Below are 19,098 nucleotides of genomic sequence, written 5' to 3'. Positions count from 1 at the left end.
TGAATCATTCAAGGAAACAGGAGTATTCATGCACTTACGTCGCCGTATTGGCACCTCCGGGTCGCTGCGAAACTGGGCCAGCGCCAGCCCAGTCGTCGCTGTCACCGCGACGGCGGCCCTCGTGGTCACCGCTGCCTTCGGAGGCCACCAGGTTTTGCAGACCCAAAACGCCGGTTCCGGACAAGCCGAAGCCAGCATCAGTACCGCCAATTTCAGTAGTGGTACCGCCACCGTCGTGGATGACCCAGCTGTCGCTACCCAAGGCGATGGCCCGGCTCCGTCCCGCGCGGTTCAGGAATTCACGAAGGATGAGGAATTCGATTCTTTTGCCCTGACTTGGAGCGGCGACCGCGATATCAACGCACATTTCCGTTCGAAGCGTGCCGACGGCAGCTGGACCGAATGGTTCGAAGCCGATGCGCTCCCAAACCCAGCCGAAGCAACTCAACAGGGCACCGAGCTGATCTACGTCGAACCGACCCACACCGTGCAGGTTTCCGTGGCCGGGCTGGACCTGTTTACTGACGACGGCTCTGCTAGTAACGACGCTGCTACTACTGGTAACGACGCTGCTGTTGCTGATGACGCCTCTGCTAGTAACGGAACAGCTGCGCGCACCACCACCCCAAATGGCGCCGCTTCCCAGCCGAAAGCTGGCCTGGAAACCTCTGCTGGTGTTATCCAACCGGTCGCAGACGACGTAGACCTCACCGACGGCGCAGGTGCCGGTACGGGCTCTGGTACAGACTCTGGTGCTACCGGCGCCGATGACCTCAACGCTGTGTTCGTCAACGGCAACGCCGCAGCTGGCGCGGGCCAAGCAGAAAACGCGATCGAGCACACCGCTAACCTGTCCGTCGGCATGCCCAGTGTGGTTACCCGCCAAGGTTGGGGCGCCAATGAGTCTTATCGGGGTAACTGCGGCGACACTGGCATGGACTACAACGCCTTGACCCTGCACCACACCGCGGGATCGAATAACTATGGCCCTGCTAGCGCCGCCGCGCAGGTCCGTGGCGCATACCAGTACCACACCCAAACCCTGGGTTGGTGCGATATCGGATACCACGCGCTCGTCGACAAGTTCGGTACCATCTACGAAGGCCGCCGTGGTGGCCTCAGCGAAGGCGTGATGGGCGCCCACGCCGGTGGTTACAACCAGGGAACCTTTGGCATTTCCATGGTGGGTAACTACGATATTGCCCCGATTAACGAGGCGATCGTGCAATCCGTCGGCCAGATCGCCGGGTGGCGCGCCGCGCACTCCGATTTTGATCCATCCGGCACCATTCAGATGACTTCTGGCGGCGGTGGCCACGCGAAATACCCATCCGGTGACACCCGCACTTTCCAGCGTTTCCATGGTCACCGCGATGTAGGAGCGACCACGTGCCCAGGTCAGTACGCGGTGGCACGCTGGGACGATATCCGCACTGCTACCAACAAGAAATACCAGCAGGTGGCAAGTCAGATTGCAAGCAACACCACCGGGCAGTCGCAGTCAGCCGCCAGCAACTCAGACGACGGAGATTCTGAGAGCACAAACTCAGACAGCAAGAATTCCGGCAGCAACAACTCCGGAAACAGCAAATCGGAGAGTACTACATCCGACGACAAGAGCTCCGACAGTAAGAACTCGGCCAGCAACAACTCTAAGGACAACAACTCCAAGGACAGCGACTCGGCCACGAAATCTGGCACCAAGTCTGGCACCACAGACCAGGGAAACCAGAGCAGCGCCCAAAGCTCGCAAAGTTCGCAGGCAAGCTCAAACTCGGATAGCGATGGACCGCTACAAACCGCGCGCAAAACCATCGGAATCATCGCCCCACTAGTCATGGCGGTTCTGCAACAAGCCAATAGTGCTGCCGACAAAGCACCAAACGAGTCCACCGGCGAAACTTTGCAGCGTCTGGCCACCTCATCGGGCATAGAGCTTGGCGACGTCCCCGCTCTGATCACCCAGGTTGTAGAACTAACCGGGAACAGCAAAATTGAGCAGAACTGGGCCCGCATCAATAAAGTGATTGGCCCTGTATTAGGCTCACCTGCCACCGGTATCGTACGTGCCTCGGATGACATAGACTTTGCATTATTCGATAACGGCATAATCATCGATTCCGATACCGCTGGCACCAATGCCCTCTGGGGAGATATCGCCAAGGCCTGGGCCGACGGCGGATTTGAGAAACTAGGCCTGCCGACCAGTGAGCAGTACCAGCATGGGCAAAAGATTCGCGTGAACTTCCAAGGCGGGAATATCACGTATGATCCGTCCACCGGCGAGCTGGAAATCAACGCTGATTAGTCACAACTAGCCGTAGTCGTTACTGCCCAGCCCCAGTATCGTCTGCGGCATTTTCCCAGCCCAACGTGCGTTCTACCGCTTGATTCCACATGTAGTAGAGCTGCTCACGCCGGGCTTCTGGCATCTCTGGTTCCCAAATCCGATCAGCAGCGTAGTCGTCATTCGAAAAATCCCACCACCCAATACCAATGCCAGCGGCCAGAGCGGCACCCCACACGGTCGTCTCAATCATTTCCGGACGCTGTACCGACGATCCCAAAATATCAGCCTGCATCTGCATGAGCAGATCATTCGCCACCATTCCACCATCAACACACAGACCCGATAACTCCCGTCCGGCATCTTTTTGCATGGCTTCAACCACTTCCCTGGTTTGAAAACACGTCGCTTCCAAAGCAGCACGAGTAATGTGGCTGCGGTCCGCATAGCGGGTTAATCCCACGATTACACCGGTAGCATCGGGCCGCCAACGCGGAGCAAACAACCCAGAAAACGCCGGGACAATATACACCCCGCCATTGTCATCAGCCGCAACCGATTCACTTGAGGCAGCGTCTGGGATAATTCCCAGTTGGTCACGCAGCCACTGAATTAATGAGCCACCAACTGCAACCGAGCCTTCCAGCGCATACACTGGCTCTTCACCTTGCTGCTGGTACGCGATCGTGGTGAGCAACCCATGCTCAGAAAACTTCGGTTCTGTGCCGGTGTTCAACAGCAAGAATAAACCAGTGCCATAGGTATTTTTTGCATCACCGGGGTGGAAGCACCGTTGTCCGAACATCGCCGCTTGCTGGTCACCCAAAATTCCGGTGATTTTCACACCAGTCAATGAACCGCGATGGCGGACCTCGCCTAGCTCTCCAATCGAGGGGACGATCGTCGGCAAGATCTGCTTAGGCACGCGTAAAGCTTCGCAGAGTTCATCGTCCCAATCCAGAGTGTGCAGGTCGAGCAATAAGGTGCGCGAGGCATTAGTCACGTCGGTGATGTGTAGCGCTTCGCAGGAACCATTGTCACGGTCGTACTCACTGCCCCGATCATCGTCGGCGCTGCTGTTTTCTTCGGTCCCTCCAGTGAGGTTCCACACCAGCCACGAATCAATGGTGCCGGCCAATAGCTCGCCGCGTTCAGCGCGCTCACGTGCGCCGTCGACATGATCCAAAATCCAGGCAATCTTCGGTCCCGCGGGGTAGGAATTTGCCAATAGCCCGGTCTTCGCCTGCCAAACCGTCGCATCAGAAAACTCCGAGCCGGTGCGGGTATCCTGCCAGACAATCGCGTTATAAATAGGCTTACCGGTAGCTTTCTCCCAGACGACGGCGGTCTCGCGCTGGTTGGTCACCCCCAAGGCTTTCACGTCGCGGGCGGTGATATCTAATTCCACCATCGCGGACGAGATCACCCGGCGCGAATTCGTCCAAATCTCATTCGGATCATGCTCCACCCACCCTTTCCGCGGCATAATCTGCTGGTGTTCCAGCTGAGCCTGCGAGACCACTGTCCCGTCGCGGTCAAAAATAAGGCACCGCGTGGATGTGGTGCCTTGGTCGAGTGCAGCGATATACATGGTTGTTCTACAGCCACCGTTCTATGATTTCGGCGATCCCGGCATCGTCGTTAGACCCAGTCACCATATCAGCCGCCTCGCGCACTCTCGGGTGTGCGTTTTCTACCGCAACCCCTAAACCGGCCCAGTGCAACATTTCGATGTCATTGGGCATATCGCCGAAAGCCACCACTTCCTGGGCGGCGACCCCCGAGTGCTTGGCGAGAAATTCCAGGCCAGCGGCCTTGTTTACGCCTGGTGCTGCGACCTCCAACAATCCCGCGTCGATGGAATACGTCAGGTGTGCCCGACGGCTATCAACGTGATCTGCCAGCAACGCGTACATCTCATTGGCGGTCATAGCCGGGTTACGCAGCAGGAATTTCACGGCGGGTTTGTGCCACACCTGTTCCGTGGGAGTGGTAATAAATTGCGAATCCGCCCACGTGTGCGCATAATTTTCCGCGGCAATAAATAGCTCGGTGGGGTCTTGCCGCACAGAATACCCTGCGTATTCTGCAGCGATACTGACCCCGCCATAGGGGGCAAAGATTTCTTGCGCAGTGTAGTAGACCTCTTCCATCAACTCTGGCGAAATTTCCGCGGCGCTAAGTACCTCATCGGCGGCACAGTCATAAATCACCGCACCGTTGGATGTTACGCACACTGGGCGCACGACGAGTTGCTCCAGCACCGGCTGCAAGCAGCGAAAAGGCCGCCCCGTCGCAAGTGCGAAGTGCATTCCCTGCGCGGTGGCCTGGTGCACGGCATCGCGGACTCGCTGTGGAACGCGGTCTGCCGAGTTCAGAAATGTACCGTCGATGTCACTCACGATCAGCCGCGGGGCCGGGCCGACGGCGTCGGTTCCGCAAGGCTGGCTCACTTGTGGTCTTTCTTTCCCGCTTTCGCTGCTTTCGCAGCTTTCTTCCGGTCGCGTTCGGCCCGTGTGGCAGCATCAATCTCGGCGGCTTGTTCCAGGGTGGGTGCGGCCCCGCCCAGCGATGCGGGCAGCCACGGCAAGCCAGGCTCGAAAGGCCCGTGGCGCTCAGTGTATTTCTCGCGGGTGGTTTCCAGCAGCTTTTCCATCGCTTCTTTGAGTACTGCGGTGTCTTTTTCTGCAGAACCGCTCACGTCAATGGGCGTGCCGACGGCAACCCGAATAGGCACATTGGGGCGCAGTAAATTTTTCGGTAAGCCTTTGGTCCAGACGCGCTGTGAACCCCAAATAATCACTGGCAGCAACAGCGCATCTGCTTCGTCGGCGATGCGCACAGCACCGGTTTTCAGGTCTTTGATCTCAAATGAGCGTGAGATCGTAGCCTCAGGGAAAATCCCCACCAGCTTGCCCTCACGCAATTTCTGCACCGCTGCATCTTTGGATGCAGCACCTTTTCCTGCAGAACGGTCCACGCTGATGTGGCCCATCATCCGCAGTGCAGCGCCCACCACCGGAGTATCAAAAATCGCCTTTTTCGCCATCATGCGCACGGTGCGGTGTCCGCGCACATAGGCCGGGTAGCCACCCAAGATGAAGTCGTAATAGCCGGTGTGGTTGATCGCCAGAAGCGCGCCACCATCAGCAGGGATATTTTCGGCGCCGTCCACGGTCACTTCGATGCCCTGCAGAAACATCAGCCAGCGAGCCATCGGCACCACCGGGATGCCATATGGAAACTCGCGGGCCTCTTTCGGGTGCTTTTTCAGCTTCGGCAGGTTTTCCGGCACACGGAGCCGAGCGCGGCTGCGGTAGCGCGTCACGCCAGGATCTCCTTGCCGACGAACGGCCGCAGGGCTTCTGGAACCACCACGGTGCCGTCGGCTTGCTGGTGGTTTTCCAGAATCGCGACCAGCCAGCGAGTAGTGGCCAATGTGCCGTTGAGCGTCGCGGCAGTCTGAGTTTTTCCCTGCTCATCGCGGTAGCGCGTCAACAAGCGGCGCGCCTGGAAGGTGGTGCAGTTCGACGTGGAGGTCAATTCACGGAAAGTCTGCTGCGATGGCACCCAGGCCTCGTTGTCGAATTTGCGTGCAGCCGAAGTGCCCAAATCGCCGCCAGCGACGTCGATGGTGCGGTATGGAACATCGATGGCCGCCAGCATGTCTTTTTCCAGGTTCAGCAGAGCCTGGTGTTCGGCTGCTGCATCCTCAGGCTTGCAGTAGCTGAACATTTCTACCTTGTCGAACTGGTGCACACGCAAAATACCGCGGGTGTCCTTGCCGTGGGAACCAGCCTCCCGACGGAAGCACGACGACCAGCCGGCATAGCGAATCGGGCCGTCGGCAAGATCAATGATCTCGTCCTTGTGGTAGCCCGCCAGCGCCACCTCCGAGGTACCCACCAGGTACATATCATCGCGTTCCAGGTAGTAAATCTCGTCGGCGTGCTCACCCAAAAAGCCAGTGCCGGACATAATTTCTGGGCGCACCAAAACCGGCGGCACCATCAACTGGAAACCTGCTTCGCGGGCTTTCTGCGCGGCGAGCATCATCATGCCCAGCTGCAAGAAGGCACCGTCGCCAGTCAGGTAATAAAAACGCGCACCGCCGACCTTGGAACCGCGGGCCATATCGATCAGGCCCAGTTTTTCGCCGAGTTCCAGGTGGTCTTTCGGCTCGAAATCAAAGCTCGGGATTTCGCCAACGCGCTCGATCTCGATGAAATTTTCTTCACCGCCCGCCGGTGCGCCTTCGACGATATTAGGCAACCGGTACTGGATAGCAGTGACCTCATCCTCGGCCGCTTTTTGCTCTTCATATGCCTGCTTGACCTTGAGCTTTAACTCCGAAGAACCTTCCAGGAGCGCTGGGCGTTCTTCCGCAGAAGCCTGACCGATTTTTTTGCCGAATGCCTTTTGTTCCGCGCGCAGATCATCCGCGGTGGCAATGGCGCGACGGCGCTTTTCATCAGCAGCCAGCAACTCGTCGACAAGCTGCGGGTCCTCGCCGCGGGTGCGCTGCGACTGTCGGACAAGGTCAGGGTTTTCGCGCAAAAACTTCAGATCAATCACGCCTCCAGAGTTTAGCGTGAAACGACAAGGTAAACTAGCTGCCGATGAGTACTCAGGCATCATGGCGATCAGCAGCAGCAGTGCGCACCGCGCTGGTGGCTGCGCTCGCCAGCGCAACGGCATTAACCGGCTACGGGCTGTTTTCCGACGACGGCGCCGCCTCCACAGGCCAGGCGAACGACGGCACCGTCAACGCCGACCCGACAACGGAGTCTACGCAGAAGCGGAAACCACAGGTGGCATCGTTTACCACCGCTGATGTTGGCGCGTGCCTGACCTGGAATATTGACGCCGACGGCAAGATCAATAGCTTCGAGCAGGCCGATTGCGCCGAAGAACACCGTTTTGAAATTTCCGCGCGCGAGGATCTGAGTGCTTACCCGACTGCCGAGTTCGGCCCGGAAGCGGAGATTCCTGGCACCGCCCGTCAGGCCCAATTACGTGAGGAGCTCTGCTGGACACCAACGTTGCGGTACCTGGATGGACGCTTTGATTCTTCCGGGAAGTATTCCATTGCGCCGATCTTGCCGCCCGCTCCTGCCTGGGAAAACGGGGACCGGACCATGCTGTGCGGTTTGCAAAGCACTGATTCACGCGGCGTTCCGCAGTTGACCACCGGCAAAGTCTCCGAGCGCGACCAGGCCCGGGTGTACAGCACGCAATCATGCCTGCGTATCGAGGAATCCCAGACACTGACGGAGGTCGCCTGTGGCGAGCCGCACCAGATGGAGGTGACTTCCACGGTCAATCTGTTGGAAAATTTCTCAGACGGCTACCCGGCCGAAGAAGCGCAAGATGAGTTTCTTGCCGACGTCTGCACCCGTGCCGCCGAGGATTACGTAGGCGGCGAAGAAAACCTGTATCAGTCGACGCTGCAACCGTATTGGGGTGCAATGAGTGAGGAGTCCTGGCGCAACGGTTCCCATTCGGTGAATTGCACGCTGGTGCATGCCCGCGATGGCGGCGGTTTTTCCACCATTGAAGGCACGGCACGTGAAGGCCGCGGTGCGTTGACAATCGATGGCGGCCCGCCGGAAGAACGTCCGAAGCGTAACCCGCGGCGGTAGCTGGTCGTGGTAACGGATCGCGGTAACTGATCATGGTGGACATCAGCGACGAGGATTTCGAGGAGCTAGTGCTGGATGCTCTAGATAAAATCCCGGATGATTTTGCGTATCGCCTGCGCAATGTGGCCATTTTGATTGAGGATTTTCACCCGGAAAACCCCGAGATTTTAGGCCTGTATGAGGGCGTGTCCTTGGTGGAACGCACCCACCACCACACGGGGTTTTTACCGGATGCGATTTTTGTCTACCGCGAGGCGCTGAAGCGTTATTGCAGCAGCGTGCAGCAGCTTGCCGACGAAGTCGAGGTGACTGTGTTTCATGAGGTTGGGCATTATTTCGGTATGGACGAAGAGCAGCTACATGCCGCTGGTTTTGGGTAACAGTTGCTTGGTGCCTCAAACCCTAAGCCCTAAGCTCTAGCCTTTGTGCTGGCTCCAACCTTAAACCTGATTGCTGGCGCGTTCGGCACTGTCGGCGCCCGTAAGCTGCACGGCTCAGGTATACAGCGCCCCCAGATCATAATCGCCCCAGCGTTCGAGCTTCCACTGCCCAAATTTCCGCCCTGCCGGGTCTAGCACGATATAGCGGCAGTTCGGCAGATACCATTCAAATGCTTGCCTCGCATCCAGGCCTGTGAGGTAACGTGCCACAACGCGCACCACGGTGCCGTGACTGGCAATGACCGTGGTGTTATCGCTGGCTGCGGCTTGTTCCATCACTGGTAAATAGCGCGCCAGAATCTCGGGGTAGGTTTCACCGCCAGGGGTTGCTGCTTGTTCGTCGCCTTCGAGCCACCGCAGCAAACACTGATGGTATTCGGCGATTTTCCCCATGTTTTGGCTCATTTCGTAGTCACCAGCGAATACCTCAAACAGCCCCGGGGTCACCTGCACCGGGATGGTGTAGGGCTCGAGCCCACGGAATTGCTCGAAGGCACGGGCAGCGATCTCAGAGGTTTGCTGCGTGCGGATGGCCATCGACGACCACCACTGCGGGATTTCTCCCAGATCACGGGCGAATTCCTCACCAACAGCGTGGGCTTGTCGACGCCCCAGCTCACTGAGTTCTGCTCCCGGCGGGCGAGTATCCAGGTAGCCGTGGATATTGGAATGCGTTTGCCCGTGGCGGAGCAAAATGATTTTTCCCATGCTTAAACCCCTGCCTATGAGTTGCCGTGCCTATGAATTACCGTGCTTTGGGCCAAGAGCCCAGGAATTGCACTTTCTCGCACCGCTGCTCCAGGGCGGCGACTGCCGCGGCCACCGGTCCGTCGTCGATATGGCCATGCATGTCGACGTGAAAGCGATAGGTGCCCAGTCCGGTGCGCGTCGGCCGGGATTCAATGCGCGATAGGTCCACCCCGTGACCAGCGATTTCCTGCAGTACGTCGGCCAGTGCGCCGGGTTCGTTGTGCACGTGAAAAATAATTCCGGTGCGGTCGTTCCCCGTGCGGGGTGCAGAACTTCGTTGCGCCGCAGTAAGTGCAATAAAACGAGTCTGGGCACCGGAAACATCAGCCACCCCTTGTGCTAGCCGCGCGAGCCCATGCAGATCAGCGGCATTATCCGGGGCGGCAGCGGCATCAACACGGCCTTGCGCGACCATGCGCGCGGCCTCCCCATTGGATGAGGCTGGGATGAACTCGGCATTCGGCAAATGATTGTCCACCCAGGTGCGGATCTGCTGATACGCCACCGGATGCGTGGCAATGCTGGTAATCGCTTGCGGCTTTGCCGCGATTTCCTCGCTACCAGTCAGGATGCTGAATTGGATATCCAGTGTGGCCTCAGCGAAAATCTGCAATCCGGGGTTTTCCACCAACGCGTCGTGCGTAGCAGTCACTGCGCCTTCGACGGAGCTTTCTGCGGCTACGACGGCATAGTCGGCCTCGCCTGCGCTGACGCGTCGTAAAGCCTCACCCGGCGAAGCCACCGGAACAGCAGTGATACCCTGAGCAGCGTCGCTAGCACGAGTAGCGCTGGCACCGGAGCCATTACTTGGCTCTGCACTTTGTCCTTCGCCAGCAAACGCCCCGGCGCGCTGTAGCTTGTGCAGTGCAGCCTCGGTGAAAGTTCCAGCGGGTCCCAGGTATGCCACGGTGCTCATGCCCGCTAGATTACCCTGCTACTTCACATCATTCTGAGATTTCATATTATTGTGCGATTGAAAGCACGGAAGCACATAGTGCCGTTGAGGACATTTTCGTTATCCGATATAGGCATGCCCGTTACAGCTGCAGAAACGCATTTATCACGCTCAGAACTCATGCGACAAGCGATTACTTCAATGACGGCTGCATGAGAGTTACAAAATCAGCTTCTAAACATGGCATCAGCATAGAAGATGGAATTCAAGCAGCGACATGGCCTGCATGGGTCGAACCGCTTGATGACGACAACGAACAATGGCGCGGGCTCAGACTAGGGTTTGATACCCGTCCGCGACGACGAGCTGCTCGGACTCGCACTTGATGTGCACGCCTGATTTTTGGCTAACGGGCAGCCTGCGAGCAAGGGTGGGTAAAGTATCTGCCATGAATGATCGCGGAGAACGGCCAACTGAACGGCACGGGGCATCCCACGGGCCTGCAGAAGGCGACGTCGTCCTGGGACGCGACGGTAAACCGCTGCTGGATCGCTACGGTCGGCCAGTACGACGGCGCCCGCGCCCAGCGCCCGACCGTGCACGGGAAAGCGGCCGTCATGCTGCTGGTGGCGGGCGGCATGCCAAGCCCGAAGTTCCACAGGAACCTTCGCGTACCCCTCGTTCTGCGCGCCCGGCGCGCACCAACCGGCAAGATTCGCGGGCGAACCGCCCGCCGATTGACCGGGACAAGCTGCGCCGTGAGCGCGCTATTTATGATGCGCAACGGGCTAATTCTGCTCGGCAGAGCACAAATCACGATGCTGGGCATGGTGCACGTCCAGGCTCCGGGCGCAAACACCCGGGTGCCCGCCCGGTCAACCGCGAGCAACTGCACCAGTCGCGCAACCAGAGGCGAATCCCTTCGGAACCGACCCGCATGGACTTGGGCGGATCAGTAGCGGGCGGTGCTGCCGGTGGCGCCGCAGCAGGGTACGCACAGGGCCGCACTGCAGGGCAGGACCGTCACGGCGAGGTGCAGCAGCGTCGTGCCGCACAACAATTTCCCCAGCGGCCAGGGCAACAGCCTCCTGGGCAGCAGTCTCCGTATCAGCAGCCGCTGCAACAGCAACGACCACCACAACAACGCCCGCCACAAAATTATGTGGGGCAACCGTATGCCCAACAGCCTGGACAGTACTATCCACACCCCGATGGCGGGTATGGGCAACCAGGCCAGCAGTACCAGCAAGCCCACGCCGATGTACGTAATCCACACCCCGGCGCAACCGCTGGGTGCGGTTTCGGAAAGTTCAGCGCAGCCGGGTTGCGCGCAAAACTTCGCCGACCAAAATTCGGTTGTGCTGGATGCTTGGGCTGGCCGTTGGCAGTGCTCATAGTTCTACTGCTGGTCATCGCTTTTTGGGCAGATGCCCAGCTCACCCGCGTAGCTTCGGAGCCTGAGGCACCTATCGGATCCACCAAGGGCACGAACTGGTTGTTGGTTGGTTCGGATTCACGCGTGGGCTTAAGCGAAGAAGATATCGCACGCCTGGGTACCGGTGGCGATATTGGAACGGGTCGCACCGACGCGATCATGTTGCTGCACTTGGAAGGCACCAGCGCACAGCTGATTTCCATTCCTCGCGACAGTTACGTCGACGTGCCCGGTTTTGGGCAAGACAAGATCAATGCGGCTTTTACTTATGGCGGCCCGCAGCTATTGACGCACACCGTTGAGGCCAACACCGGCGTCAGCATTGATCACTACGCCGAAGTGGGCATGGGCGGTTTGGCCAATATTGTCGACGCCATCGGCGGAGTGGAATTGTGCCCATCCGAACCGATCGACGATCCGTTGGCGAATCTCAACGTTGGCGCAGGATGCCAAGAAATGGATGGTGCCAACGCGCTGGGCTATGTGCGTACCCGCGCCACTGCGATGGGAGATTTGGACCGTGTGGAACGGCAGCGCGAGTTTTTCTCTGCGCTGATGCATGAGGCCACCAACCCGTCGACACTGCTCAACCCTTTTGACGTATTCCCAATGATTAGCTCGGTATCGAAATCGTTTACCGTCGGCGAAAGCGATCACGTATGGCACCTGGCCCGTCTGGCATTGTCAATGGGTACTGGTGTGGAAACCAAGACGGTACCGGTCGGTGGATTTGCTGATACTGACGTCGGAAACGTGGTGCTATGGGACGAAATTGAGGCAGAAAACCTCTGGAACTCACTGCGCTAGCGCATACCGACTGCACACTGGCGTGGTACACACTGGCGCGGTGAGAATCCCCACCATCCGCAGATCTAGCGGATGGTGACCTGCCGCGATTTAATGTTTTGCAGTTGCTTGCGCTCGTCGGCAGAAAGCTGCGCGTCGTTGGAGATTTCTTCTTCCAAAGCCTGGTTCACGCGCTCTAGCTGCTCGCGGTAGGAATCCGCGGCTGGCTCCGGGGTGACATCAAAAACTGGGGCAATCACACCGTGGGTCCGGAATACACCGGCAAACTTGGTGTCTTCCCCCACGTGCAGGTCACCGCGGGCGGCCACGCGTGCCAGGGCGTTCAGGAAATCATTTTCGTTGTCCACCGGGCGTACCCAGCGGATGTGTGTCTTACCGCTACCGGTATCCGACCACCACAAAGTACCCGGCGCGTCGGCGTCGATCGCGTGGGTTTCAATGACGGAATCGTTGGCCATCTGCATCGACTGCGCAACCTGCTCCGGCATGGGTGCGCCTTCTGGCATCCACCAGGAAAAGTCCTGCTCTAACTGGATATCCAGCGTGGTGTCGTGCGGCAGCAGTTCCGTGAGTTCCGGCTGGTTGCCGTCGGCCGCCGTGGACACCAGCGATTCACCCGCCGAGTGCTCTTTCACCCAGTTCAGGGCGTAGGCCAGGTCATGGTGCGGGTTCACGCCGTGGGCTTGCACCTGCAGCGCGACGAAGGCATCGCCGCCGTATTGCTCATCGCGGATCATCGCTGCGGATGCTCCTGGCAAAACGCTGCACAGCCACACGGTGCGGTCGATGCCTGCGATATCTACTTTCGCGTAGCCGGAGGGCACAAATTCTTGCAGTGCAATTAGTTCGGCTTCGCACGCGAACCCGGCGAACGGGCGTGGGTCCTTTTCCAGCTTGGCACGTTCTGCAGCCCGGGCTGCAAGTTTTGCTTGCCGACGCGACATTCCCTCTGGGAGGTCTTCTTGCTTCTTTTTCTTCTTCGCCATGCGCGCCAGTTTACTGGTCGCCGACCACCTTGAGTGCAAGCTCCGGCCAATTCGTCGCCAAGAGGTTCACCCCGTGATCGCGCGCCCAGCGCATATCTTCTGGCTTATCGACGGTCCACATGTACGTCCGACGGCCTCCCACACCAATCGCAGCCGGGTTGGCTTTGCCGTGGTCCAGAGAAAGCCCCAGCGCATGCGGGCGTGAGAGCATCAAATCGCGGCTGTTCCACCGCCGTTCCCAACCGCGGCGCAAATAAATCCGGTCCACCTGCGGCACGAGACTCGCGAGCCTGCGCAGCGAAGCATGTGAAAAAGAAATGATGTGCACACGAGGGTCCGCAACCATGCCGGTACGATGCAACGCCCGCGCCAGAGCTTTTTCCAGCGCAGCCCCCTGCCGCACCAGCGGTTTGGTCTCAATATAAAGGTGGTGCGAGTTATTCCCGAGCATGCGCAGCAAATCGTCGACAAGCATGAGTTGTTGTGGCGCATCCTCGGAACCGATATTCAGCCGCTGCAGCTCGGGCCACATCATGCGCGCGACCATGCCCGTGCCAGTGCTGGTGCGGTCCACGCTGGGATCATGGATCACCACCGCCTGCCCATCGCGGCTGGCGCGAATATCGCATTCCAGGCCATGGATAGGCAGTTGCAAGGCTTGTTGAAACGCCTCGGGCGAATTTTCCGGGTACTTCCCGGAATAGCCACGGTGGGCAACGATATGACAGCCGGTCAACATAGTATTTGCGCCTGCGCTAGTGTGCGCGAACAACTCTAGATGCTGCAGGCAATGCCCGTGCCGTGGTGCGGGCAATAGCCTTGTGGGTTTTTCTCCAGGTATTGCTGGTGCTCGTCCTCCGCCAAGTAGTACTCGCCCGCCGGGGTCTCGGCCAGCGTAGCGATCTCCGTGGTGACTTCACCGTAGCCGTTGGCCTGCAATTTCTTACCGTAGGCGTCGACAAGCTTGTCGACGGTCTGTTTTTCTTCCGCCGCGTGTGGGCCTTCGGTATAAAACGCCGAGCGATACTGCGTACCCACGTCGTTGCCCTGGCGATAGCCCTGAGTCGGATCGTGCGCTTCGAGGCCGACGCGTACCAGATCCTCCAAGGAAACCCGCGACGGGTCATAAACCACGCGCACAACCTCCACGTGATTAGTACGCCCTGTGCAGACTTCGCGGTACGTCGGGTTCGGCGTCACGCCACCGGCATAACCAGCCGACGTAGACACCACGCCGTCGAGGTTCCAATAAAGCTTTTCCACGCCCCAGAAACACCCCAAGCCCACAATCAGGCTGGCCTGGCCGTCTTCCCAGATGCCAGTAATTGGCGTACCCAACACGGCATGCGGGCGTGGGTTTTCTAGGACCGGGTGCTTTCCGCCATGCAGGGCGTCTTCTTCGGCGACGAGTTCTGGGTTATTTCCAAACATCCACATGCCGATATTCTACGCCCGCGTAGCTCGCTAAATACTGTGAAAGGAGCTCGCGTGCAACTGTGTATTTGTTCATAAGAGCGTTCTCTGATGCTTGGCATCGCGTGAATAGTTTTATGTCATAAAAATGTTGCGAAATTCTTATACGTGCCTATTATGGGCGATGTACCCAACGAAAGGATTTAGCGATAATGGCTGTTTACGAACTCCCAGAACTCGATTACGACTACAACGCTTTGGAGCCACACATCTCCGGCGAAATCATGGAGCTGCACCACTCCAAGCACCACAACACTTACGTACAGGGTGCTAACACAGCTTTGGACGCCCTGGAAGAAGAGCGCAACGGCGAAGCCAACCCAGACCGCATCCGTGCGCTGTCCAAGAACTTGGCTTTCAACCTGGGTGGCCACACCAACCACTCCATCTTCTGGAAGAACCTGAGCCCTAACGGTGGCGGCGAGCCAACCGGTGAGCTGGCAGAGGCTATTGACCGCGACTTTGGTTCCTTCGAGAAGTTCAAGGCGCACTTCTCCGCAGCAGCACTCGGCCTGCAGGGTTCCGGCTGGGCCGTGCTGGGTTACGACCATATCGCTGGCCGCCTGCTCGTTGAGCAGCTAACCGATCAGCAGGGCAACACCTCCGTGAACTTCACCCCGCTGCTGATGCTGGATATGTGGGAGCACGCTTTCTACCTGCAGTACAAGAACGTCAAGCCTGATTACGTCAAGGCTGTCTGGAACGTCTTCAACTGGGACGACGTTGCAGAGCGTTTCGCAGCAGCGAAGAAGTAACTTCCGTCGCATCACCGTTGCGACTTAAAGGAACGCCGTGCCCGCGCACTTTACGTGCCGGACACGGCGTTTTTTCATGGCGGTTTTTAGTGGTGGTTTTATTTTCGGTGTTTTTATCTCGCGGGCAACCGTTCTGGCTTAGCGAGTTCTCCCGGAAACCATAAGTAGAATAAACCCCAGCCACAATAGTCCGGTGGCTGCAGTTATTACCCATAAAAGCTCACTAAACAGCGGTTCCCAAAAACCACCGGCGCGAAACAGCTGAGTAATAACAGAAGCAACTGCAATAACAATTCCGGTGGTAATTATCCACGCGCCGATTTTTCCTATCGCGGATGAACAATGCCGCGCCCGCTTATGACTCCAGAGCGAAATATTTATCCCGACAAGCACAACCGCGATAGCGGTGGCTAGAAGAAATAATGCGCCAACAAGAAACGGAAAACCGTCACCCGAGGCAGCAATAATGCTCATAAATACATAGAGCGCGAGGGCCACGAGAACCGAAAAAATTGTGATGCGTTCCAGAGGTTTCAGCATGTTTATTCCACTCCCTAATTGTTGAGCCCTCGCCCCTTATAAAATCTCGAGCCGGCTGCACGAACGCCGCGATAATAAGCCTCAGCCACTCCTTTACAAGCCCCTGATCGAACTCCCGATCCATACGCCCGGACGCATTCAGCTATCAGCCCCGCACGAAATCGTTTATCACAGTCGATACGGTTTGTCCTACTCGAAGGGCCATAACAAATATCATGCCGGTCACAAATTGGTTTAAAATTGGCACTTCCCCACCGATCTGGCGTAAACGAGCAACCATTTTGTCGAGTGGCTACAGCACGTGTAGCAATTTTATTTTGCCCAACTACTTCAGGAGCCTCAATGACAGCCACAAGTTGTTCGATTTCGATAGTCGTTGAAATTTCATCCAAACTAAACATAACTAAAACCCTTATTGGTGGACTTTAAGGCTCACCACTTCAGCCCCGCAAGGCGTTGAATCCCTTGACGGACCATTTCCAACTGATAAACCTCATGCAGCAATTTCCGCAGTCAGTTCACACGAAAAACGTCCCAAAATCCGGACTTCGACACATTCATCAAGCATGAAAAATAACCAAACCTTTCAAACGTTCGATTATGAGACCTTACCTCTTTCCTTGATTAACAAATCTTGTTTAAGTGACTCTAATCACTTAAACAGAGAATACCGAAAAGGGCCACAAAGTCAAGACCCCCTTGTTTAACCTATAATGATCCACGTTATTTACCCTAGGGTTAGCGACTAATACTAAGATCCGTCGATGCCTGCCCCACTCCTAATCTAAGGTCGGAAAACCAGCACCTGAAGTGTCCCAGGTTTTGTTCCGTTTGAGTAGATGGAAACGACGGTTCTGATTCACCATTGAAGATCACGGGTCGCAGTATGTGAGCATTGTCTACAACCAGCGCCTGGAAGAACACGGAATTAGTGCGTCTACCGGGACTGTTGGGGATTCCTACGACAATGCTTTGGCTGAGAATGTCAACGGCTCCTCACAAGAACGAACTGATCCATACCCGCAGGTGGAGCGATGTTGTGGATGTGGAAATCGCCACGTTCGAGTGGGGCAAATGGTGGAACGAATCACCGCTCCACCAGAGCTTGGGCTACCGCACCCCGGCTGAAGTCGAAGCCGAGTTTTTGGGAACATCACCCCAGTCAAGAAATAATGGAGATCAAGGCAAATGCCTAGGATCAAAACCCAGGGCACTTCAATGAAGCCGCCGGCCCAGGTAAGCGACGACGAGCTGGTTCTGTATGGCAGTGACAAAGGGTGACAGACGGTGACAAAGGGTGCTAACCTAGGGTCATTGCCACCTGTTACGACAGGATCGGAAGAAGACCCTGGGACCCCAGCCGGACGACTGGACCCAGGGTCTTCGCCTGTCTCTAGAGGGAATCCGGGGTGGGACGGTTGAGGACCACTTTCTCATGCAGCTTCTCCCAGTACTGTTCCTCGCCCAGATGAACGGAGTTAAGTGCTCCGAGAACGGCATCTGGAATCCAGAGCAGTGGATCATCGCCACCACGTACGTGTCGTAGTCGGATGCCAGCACTTTGCCCTTGGCCCTGCAAAGCAACGATATGGGCGAGGTCTCGCTTGTTTTGTGCCTCTTGCCGGCTTTCCAAAGTGACGTTATGGACGTGCATCTCGGAGAGCTCGAAGTACATCTGCTCCAAGCATTTCCTGCGGTGTCTCTCCGTCTTCTTGCTTACTTCGCTCTGGTGGGTGATGATCGCGTGCATAGAGTCGATTCCAGAAAGTGTTTCCACGATTTTCCGGCGTCGGCTATTGCGTTCGTCGGTCCAGTGAAGTTTGACCTGGCCGGGAAGGCGCAGTGGACGCAGCTCCTCGCGTACTCGTTCCAGGTCTTGAGCGTCGATGATGGCCGCACACACCATGTACTCCTGCCGGTCTGGGGGCCTGAGGGCGGAGGACTCATCGATGTAGGCGACTAGCTGGGATTCCACCCTGAAATTGTAGCCAGTGTTCACATCCAACGTCCATGATGGTGGGGTGCAAACCACGAGAGCTGCGGCCAGGAAACAGCCACCGCGGAATTAGACAGCTGCTATCCGTGCATAAGGAGAAGAAGGTGCTTTACCGCCAGGACACTAGCCGCTTTTCGGCTGTAGCCGTTCCGTGACGAGATGGCACCAAGCAAAGCGGCCCTGTTGTTTTCGAAGCGAGGACGGGTGGGGGCTACCGCGGTGAGATAATGATTCCATGGGAAAGAAGCCAGGTCGGCCCTTGCGCCATACTCGCCGGAAACAGCAGCGGTTAGACCGCGGTTTTACGCCCACGGTGGGGGCCGCTCCCACAAGTCGAAGTGCTAGTGGTGCGGTTGCCTTGCACAATGAACTCCGCCTTGTTCGAAGCTCGTTGTTGTATGCCGATCGGGTTGACCTGATCGCGCCTGCCGCGTCTTTGCTGTGGACGTTTGCCCCTCTACGTGGATTAGATCCAGACAATGTGTGGGAAAGGTCAGATTCAAACTCGGCAACCATTGTCAAGACATTAAACAGCAAGCGCCCCGTGGGATTATCCGGATCATAGACATCACGGCCTATCTGCAGCGCGACTCCGCACTGCTGCAAGTCCTGCGCAATGCCAGAGGCATCGTGGACACTACGAGCCAGCCGATCCAGCTTCGTCACAACAAGCGTGTCCCCCGCACGGCACGCCACAATCACCTGCCCAAGGCCGGCGCGCTCGATGTTGCGACCAGAGGTCAAGTCCGTTTGAGTGGTGTTTCTATCTTTCGATAAAGCATGCAGTGTGATGATGTCAGGGGCCATCACGTGCTCGGTGCTCTAACTGGTTCATGCGACCTCCTTGGTGGTATCAGCATCAATGACGTTCGCGGTGATCATCGCCCTGGTTTGCGCCAGACTGGTTAGTGACATGTAGCGGTTTTGCTGAATCCAGTCATCATGTTGTTCTGCCAGGACAGCGCCAACAAGGCGCACGACAGCGTCACGATTGGGGAAAATTCCTACAGCATCTGTACGCCTGCGGATTTCACGATTGAGCCGTTCAGTAGGGTTATTCGACCAGACTTTCTTCCACACTGATTTCGGGGC

The 19,098-nt window shown here is 57.5% G+C and carries 19 protein-coding genes; 5 read left to right on the top strand and 14 right to left on the bottom strand.

What is annotated here, in order from left to right; all coding sequences use genetic code 11:
• The first annotated feature begins 28 nt into the window (after positions 1–28).
• A complete protein-coding gene (locus tag QP888_RS02025) occupies positions 29–2,308 on the top strand; it encodes an N-acetylmuramoyl-L-alanine amidase (RefSeq protein WP_284811887.1) in 2,280 nt (759 codons plus the stop codon).
• A gap of 19 nt (positions 2,309–2,327) precedes the next feature.
• On the opposite strand, the gene glpK is transcribed toward QP888_RS02025, so the two are convergent.
• From glpK to serS, 4 genes are read right to left on the bottom strand one after another with little or no spacing between them, the layout of a single operon-like run.
• The gene (glpK, locus tag QP888_RS02020) at positions 2,328–3,878 is read right to left on the bottom strand and encodes a glycerol kinase GlpK (protein ID WP_284811886.1); all 1,551 of its coding nucleotides are present in this window, start codon (positions 3,876–3,878) and stop codon (positions 2,328–2,330) included.
• A gap of 7 nt (positions 3,879–3,885) precedes the next feature.
• Positions 3,886–4,740, bottom strand: coding sequence for an HAD family hydrolase (locus tag QP888_RS02015; RefSeq protein WP_284811884.1), 855 nt, complete (start codon positions 4,738–4,740; stop codon positions 3,886–3,888).
• Positions 4,737–5,615: a lysophospholipid acyltransferase family protein gene (locus QP888_RS02010; protein ID WP_284811881.1), complete on the bottom strand. Its 879-nt coding sequence runs from the start codon at positions 5,613–5,615 to the stop codon at positions 4,737–4,739. The genes QP888_RS02015 and QP888_RS02010 overlap by 4 nt, the downstream gene beginning before the upstream one ends.
• On the bottom strand, positions 5,612–6,862 hold the full coding sequence (serS, locus tag QP888_RS02005) for a serine--tRNA ligase (RefSeq protein WP_284811879.1): 1,251 nt from the start codon (positions 6,860–6,862) through the stop codon (positions 5,612–5,614). Before serS ends, QP888_RS02010 begins: the two co-directional genes overlap by 4 nt.
• 44 nt (positions 6,863–6,906) lie before the next feature.
• Between serS and QP888_RS02000 the strand changes: the two genes are divergently transcribed.
• Positions 6,907–7,929 carry a septum formation family protein gene (locus QP888_RS02000; protein ID WP_284811877.1) on the top strand — a complete coding sequence of 341 codons (1,023 nt, stop codon included), beginning with the start codon at positions 6,907–6,909 and terminating at the stop codon, positions 7,927–7,929.
• Positions 7,930–7,961: 32 nt separating this feature from the next.
• Positions 7,962–8,309 carry a metallopeptidase family protein gene (locus tag QP888_RS01995; protein WP_018121566.1) on the top strand — a complete coding sequence of 116 codons (348 nt, stop codon included), beginning with the start codon at positions 7,962–7,964 and terminating at the stop codon, positions 8,307–8,309.
• Positions 8,310–8,423: 114 nt separating this feature from the next.
• Here QP888_RS01995 and QP888_RS01990 read toward each other — a convergent pair whose 3' ends face one another.
• Together QP888_RS01990 and pheA are read right to left on the bottom strand one after the other, a co-directional pair.
• On the bottom strand, positions 8,424–9,077 hold the full coding sequence (locus QP888_RS01990) for a histidine phosphatase family protein (RefSeq protein ID WP_284811875.1): 654 nt from the start codon (positions 9,075–9,077) through the stop codon (positions 8,424–8,426).
• 37 nt (positions 9,078–9,114) lie between these two features.
• Entirely contained in the window at positions 9,115–10,035 is a 921-nt protein-coding gene (gene pheA / locus QP888_RS01985) for a prephenate dehydratase (RefSeq protein WP_284811873.1), read from the bottom strand.
• Between the two features lie 916 nt (positions 10,036–10,951).
• Between pheA and QP888_RS01980 the strand changes: the two genes are divergently transcribed.
• Complete coding sequence (locus QP888_RS01980; RefSeq protein WP_502869101.1) at positions 10,952–12,256, top strand: LCP family protein; 1,305 nt, start codon at positions 10,952–10,954, stop codon at positions 12,254–12,256.
• Between the two features lie 65 nt (positions 12,257–12,321).
• On the opposite strand, the gene QP888_RS01975 is transcribed toward QP888_RS01980, so the two are convergent.
• The 3 genes from QP888_RS01975 to msrA are packed head-to-tail and all read right to left on the bottom strand — an operon-like array spanning position 12,322 to position 14,679.
• Positions 12,322–13,242, bottom strand: coding sequence for a DUF5926 family protein (locus tag QP888_RS01975; RefSeq protein WP_284811869.1), 921 nt, complete (start codon positions 13,240–13,242; stop codon positions 12,322–12,324).
• Positions 13,243–13,252: 10 nt separating this feature from the next.
• The gene (locus QP888_RS01970; RefSeq protein WP_284811867.1) at positions 13,253–13,981 is read right to left on the bottom strand and encodes a glycerophosphodiester phosphodiesterase family protein; all 729 of its coding nucleotides are present in this window, start codon (positions 13,979–13,981) and stop codon (positions 13,253–13,255) included.
• Positions 13,982–14,016: 35 nt separating this feature from the next.
• The gene (gene msrA / locus QP888_RS01965; RefSeq protein WP_419145610.1) at positions 14,017–14,679 is read right to left on the bottom strand and encodes a peptide-methionine (S)-S-oxide reductase MsrA; all 663 of its coding nucleotides are present in this window, start codon (positions 14,677–14,679) and stop codon (positions 14,017–14,019) included.
• Between the two features lie 188 nt (positions 14,680–14,867).
• On the opposite strand from msrA, the gene QP888_RS01960 reads away from it, so the two are divergent.
• Positions 14,868–15,470: a superoxide dismutase gene (locus tag QP888_RS01960; RefSeq protein ID WP_284811865.1), complete on the top strand. Its 603-nt coding sequence runs from the start codon at positions 14,868–14,870 to the stop codon at positions 15,468–15,470.
• A gap of 138 nt (positions 15,471–15,608) precedes the next feature.
• Here the strand turns inward: QP888_RS01960 and QP888_RS01955 are convergent, their stop codons facing one another.
• From QP888_RS01955 to QP888_RS01935, 5 genes are all read right to left on the bottom strand, one after another.
• The gene (locus QP888_RS01955; protein WP_284811863.1) at positions 15,609–16,010 is read right to left on the bottom strand and encodes a hypothetical protein; all 402 of its coding nucleotides are present in this window, start codon (positions 16,008–16,010) and stop codon (positions 15,609–15,611) included.
• Between the two features lie 14 nt (positions 16,011–16,024).
• Positions 16,025–16,411, bottom strand: coding sequence for a phospholipase A2 (locus tag QP888_RS11055; RefSeq protein ID WP_350338212.1), 387 nt, complete (start codon positions 16,409–16,411; stop codon positions 16,025–16,027).
• A gap of 992 nt (positions 16,412–17,403) precedes the next feature.
• Positions 17,404–17,985: a hypothetical protein gene (locus tag QP888_RS01945; protein WP_193387120.1), complete on the bottom strand. Its 582-nt coding sequence runs from the start codon at positions 17,983–17,985 to the stop codon at positions 17,404–17,406.
• Between the two features lie 144 nt (positions 17,986–18,129).
• Positions 18,130–18,813: a recombinase family protein gene (locus tag QP888_RS11235; RefSeq protein WP_502869100.1), complete on the bottom strand. Its 684-nt coding sequence runs from the start codon at positions 18,811–18,813 to the stop codon at positions 18,130–18,132.
• 24 nt (positions 18,814–18,837) lie between these two features.
• Positions 18,838–19,098: transposase (locus tag QP888_RS01935; RefSeq protein WP_284811861.1), on the bottom strand; the 261-nt coding region annotated here is incomplete at its 5' end.

It is taken from the genome of Corynebacterium sp. MSK297 (assembly GCF_030232885.1).
Classification (GTDB): Bacteria; Actinomycetota; Actinomycetes; order Mycobacteriales; family Mycobacteriaceae; genus Corynebacterium.
Note: the sequence above shows the minus strand (reverse complement) of the source record. Positions and strands in the feature narration are given on the sequence as shown.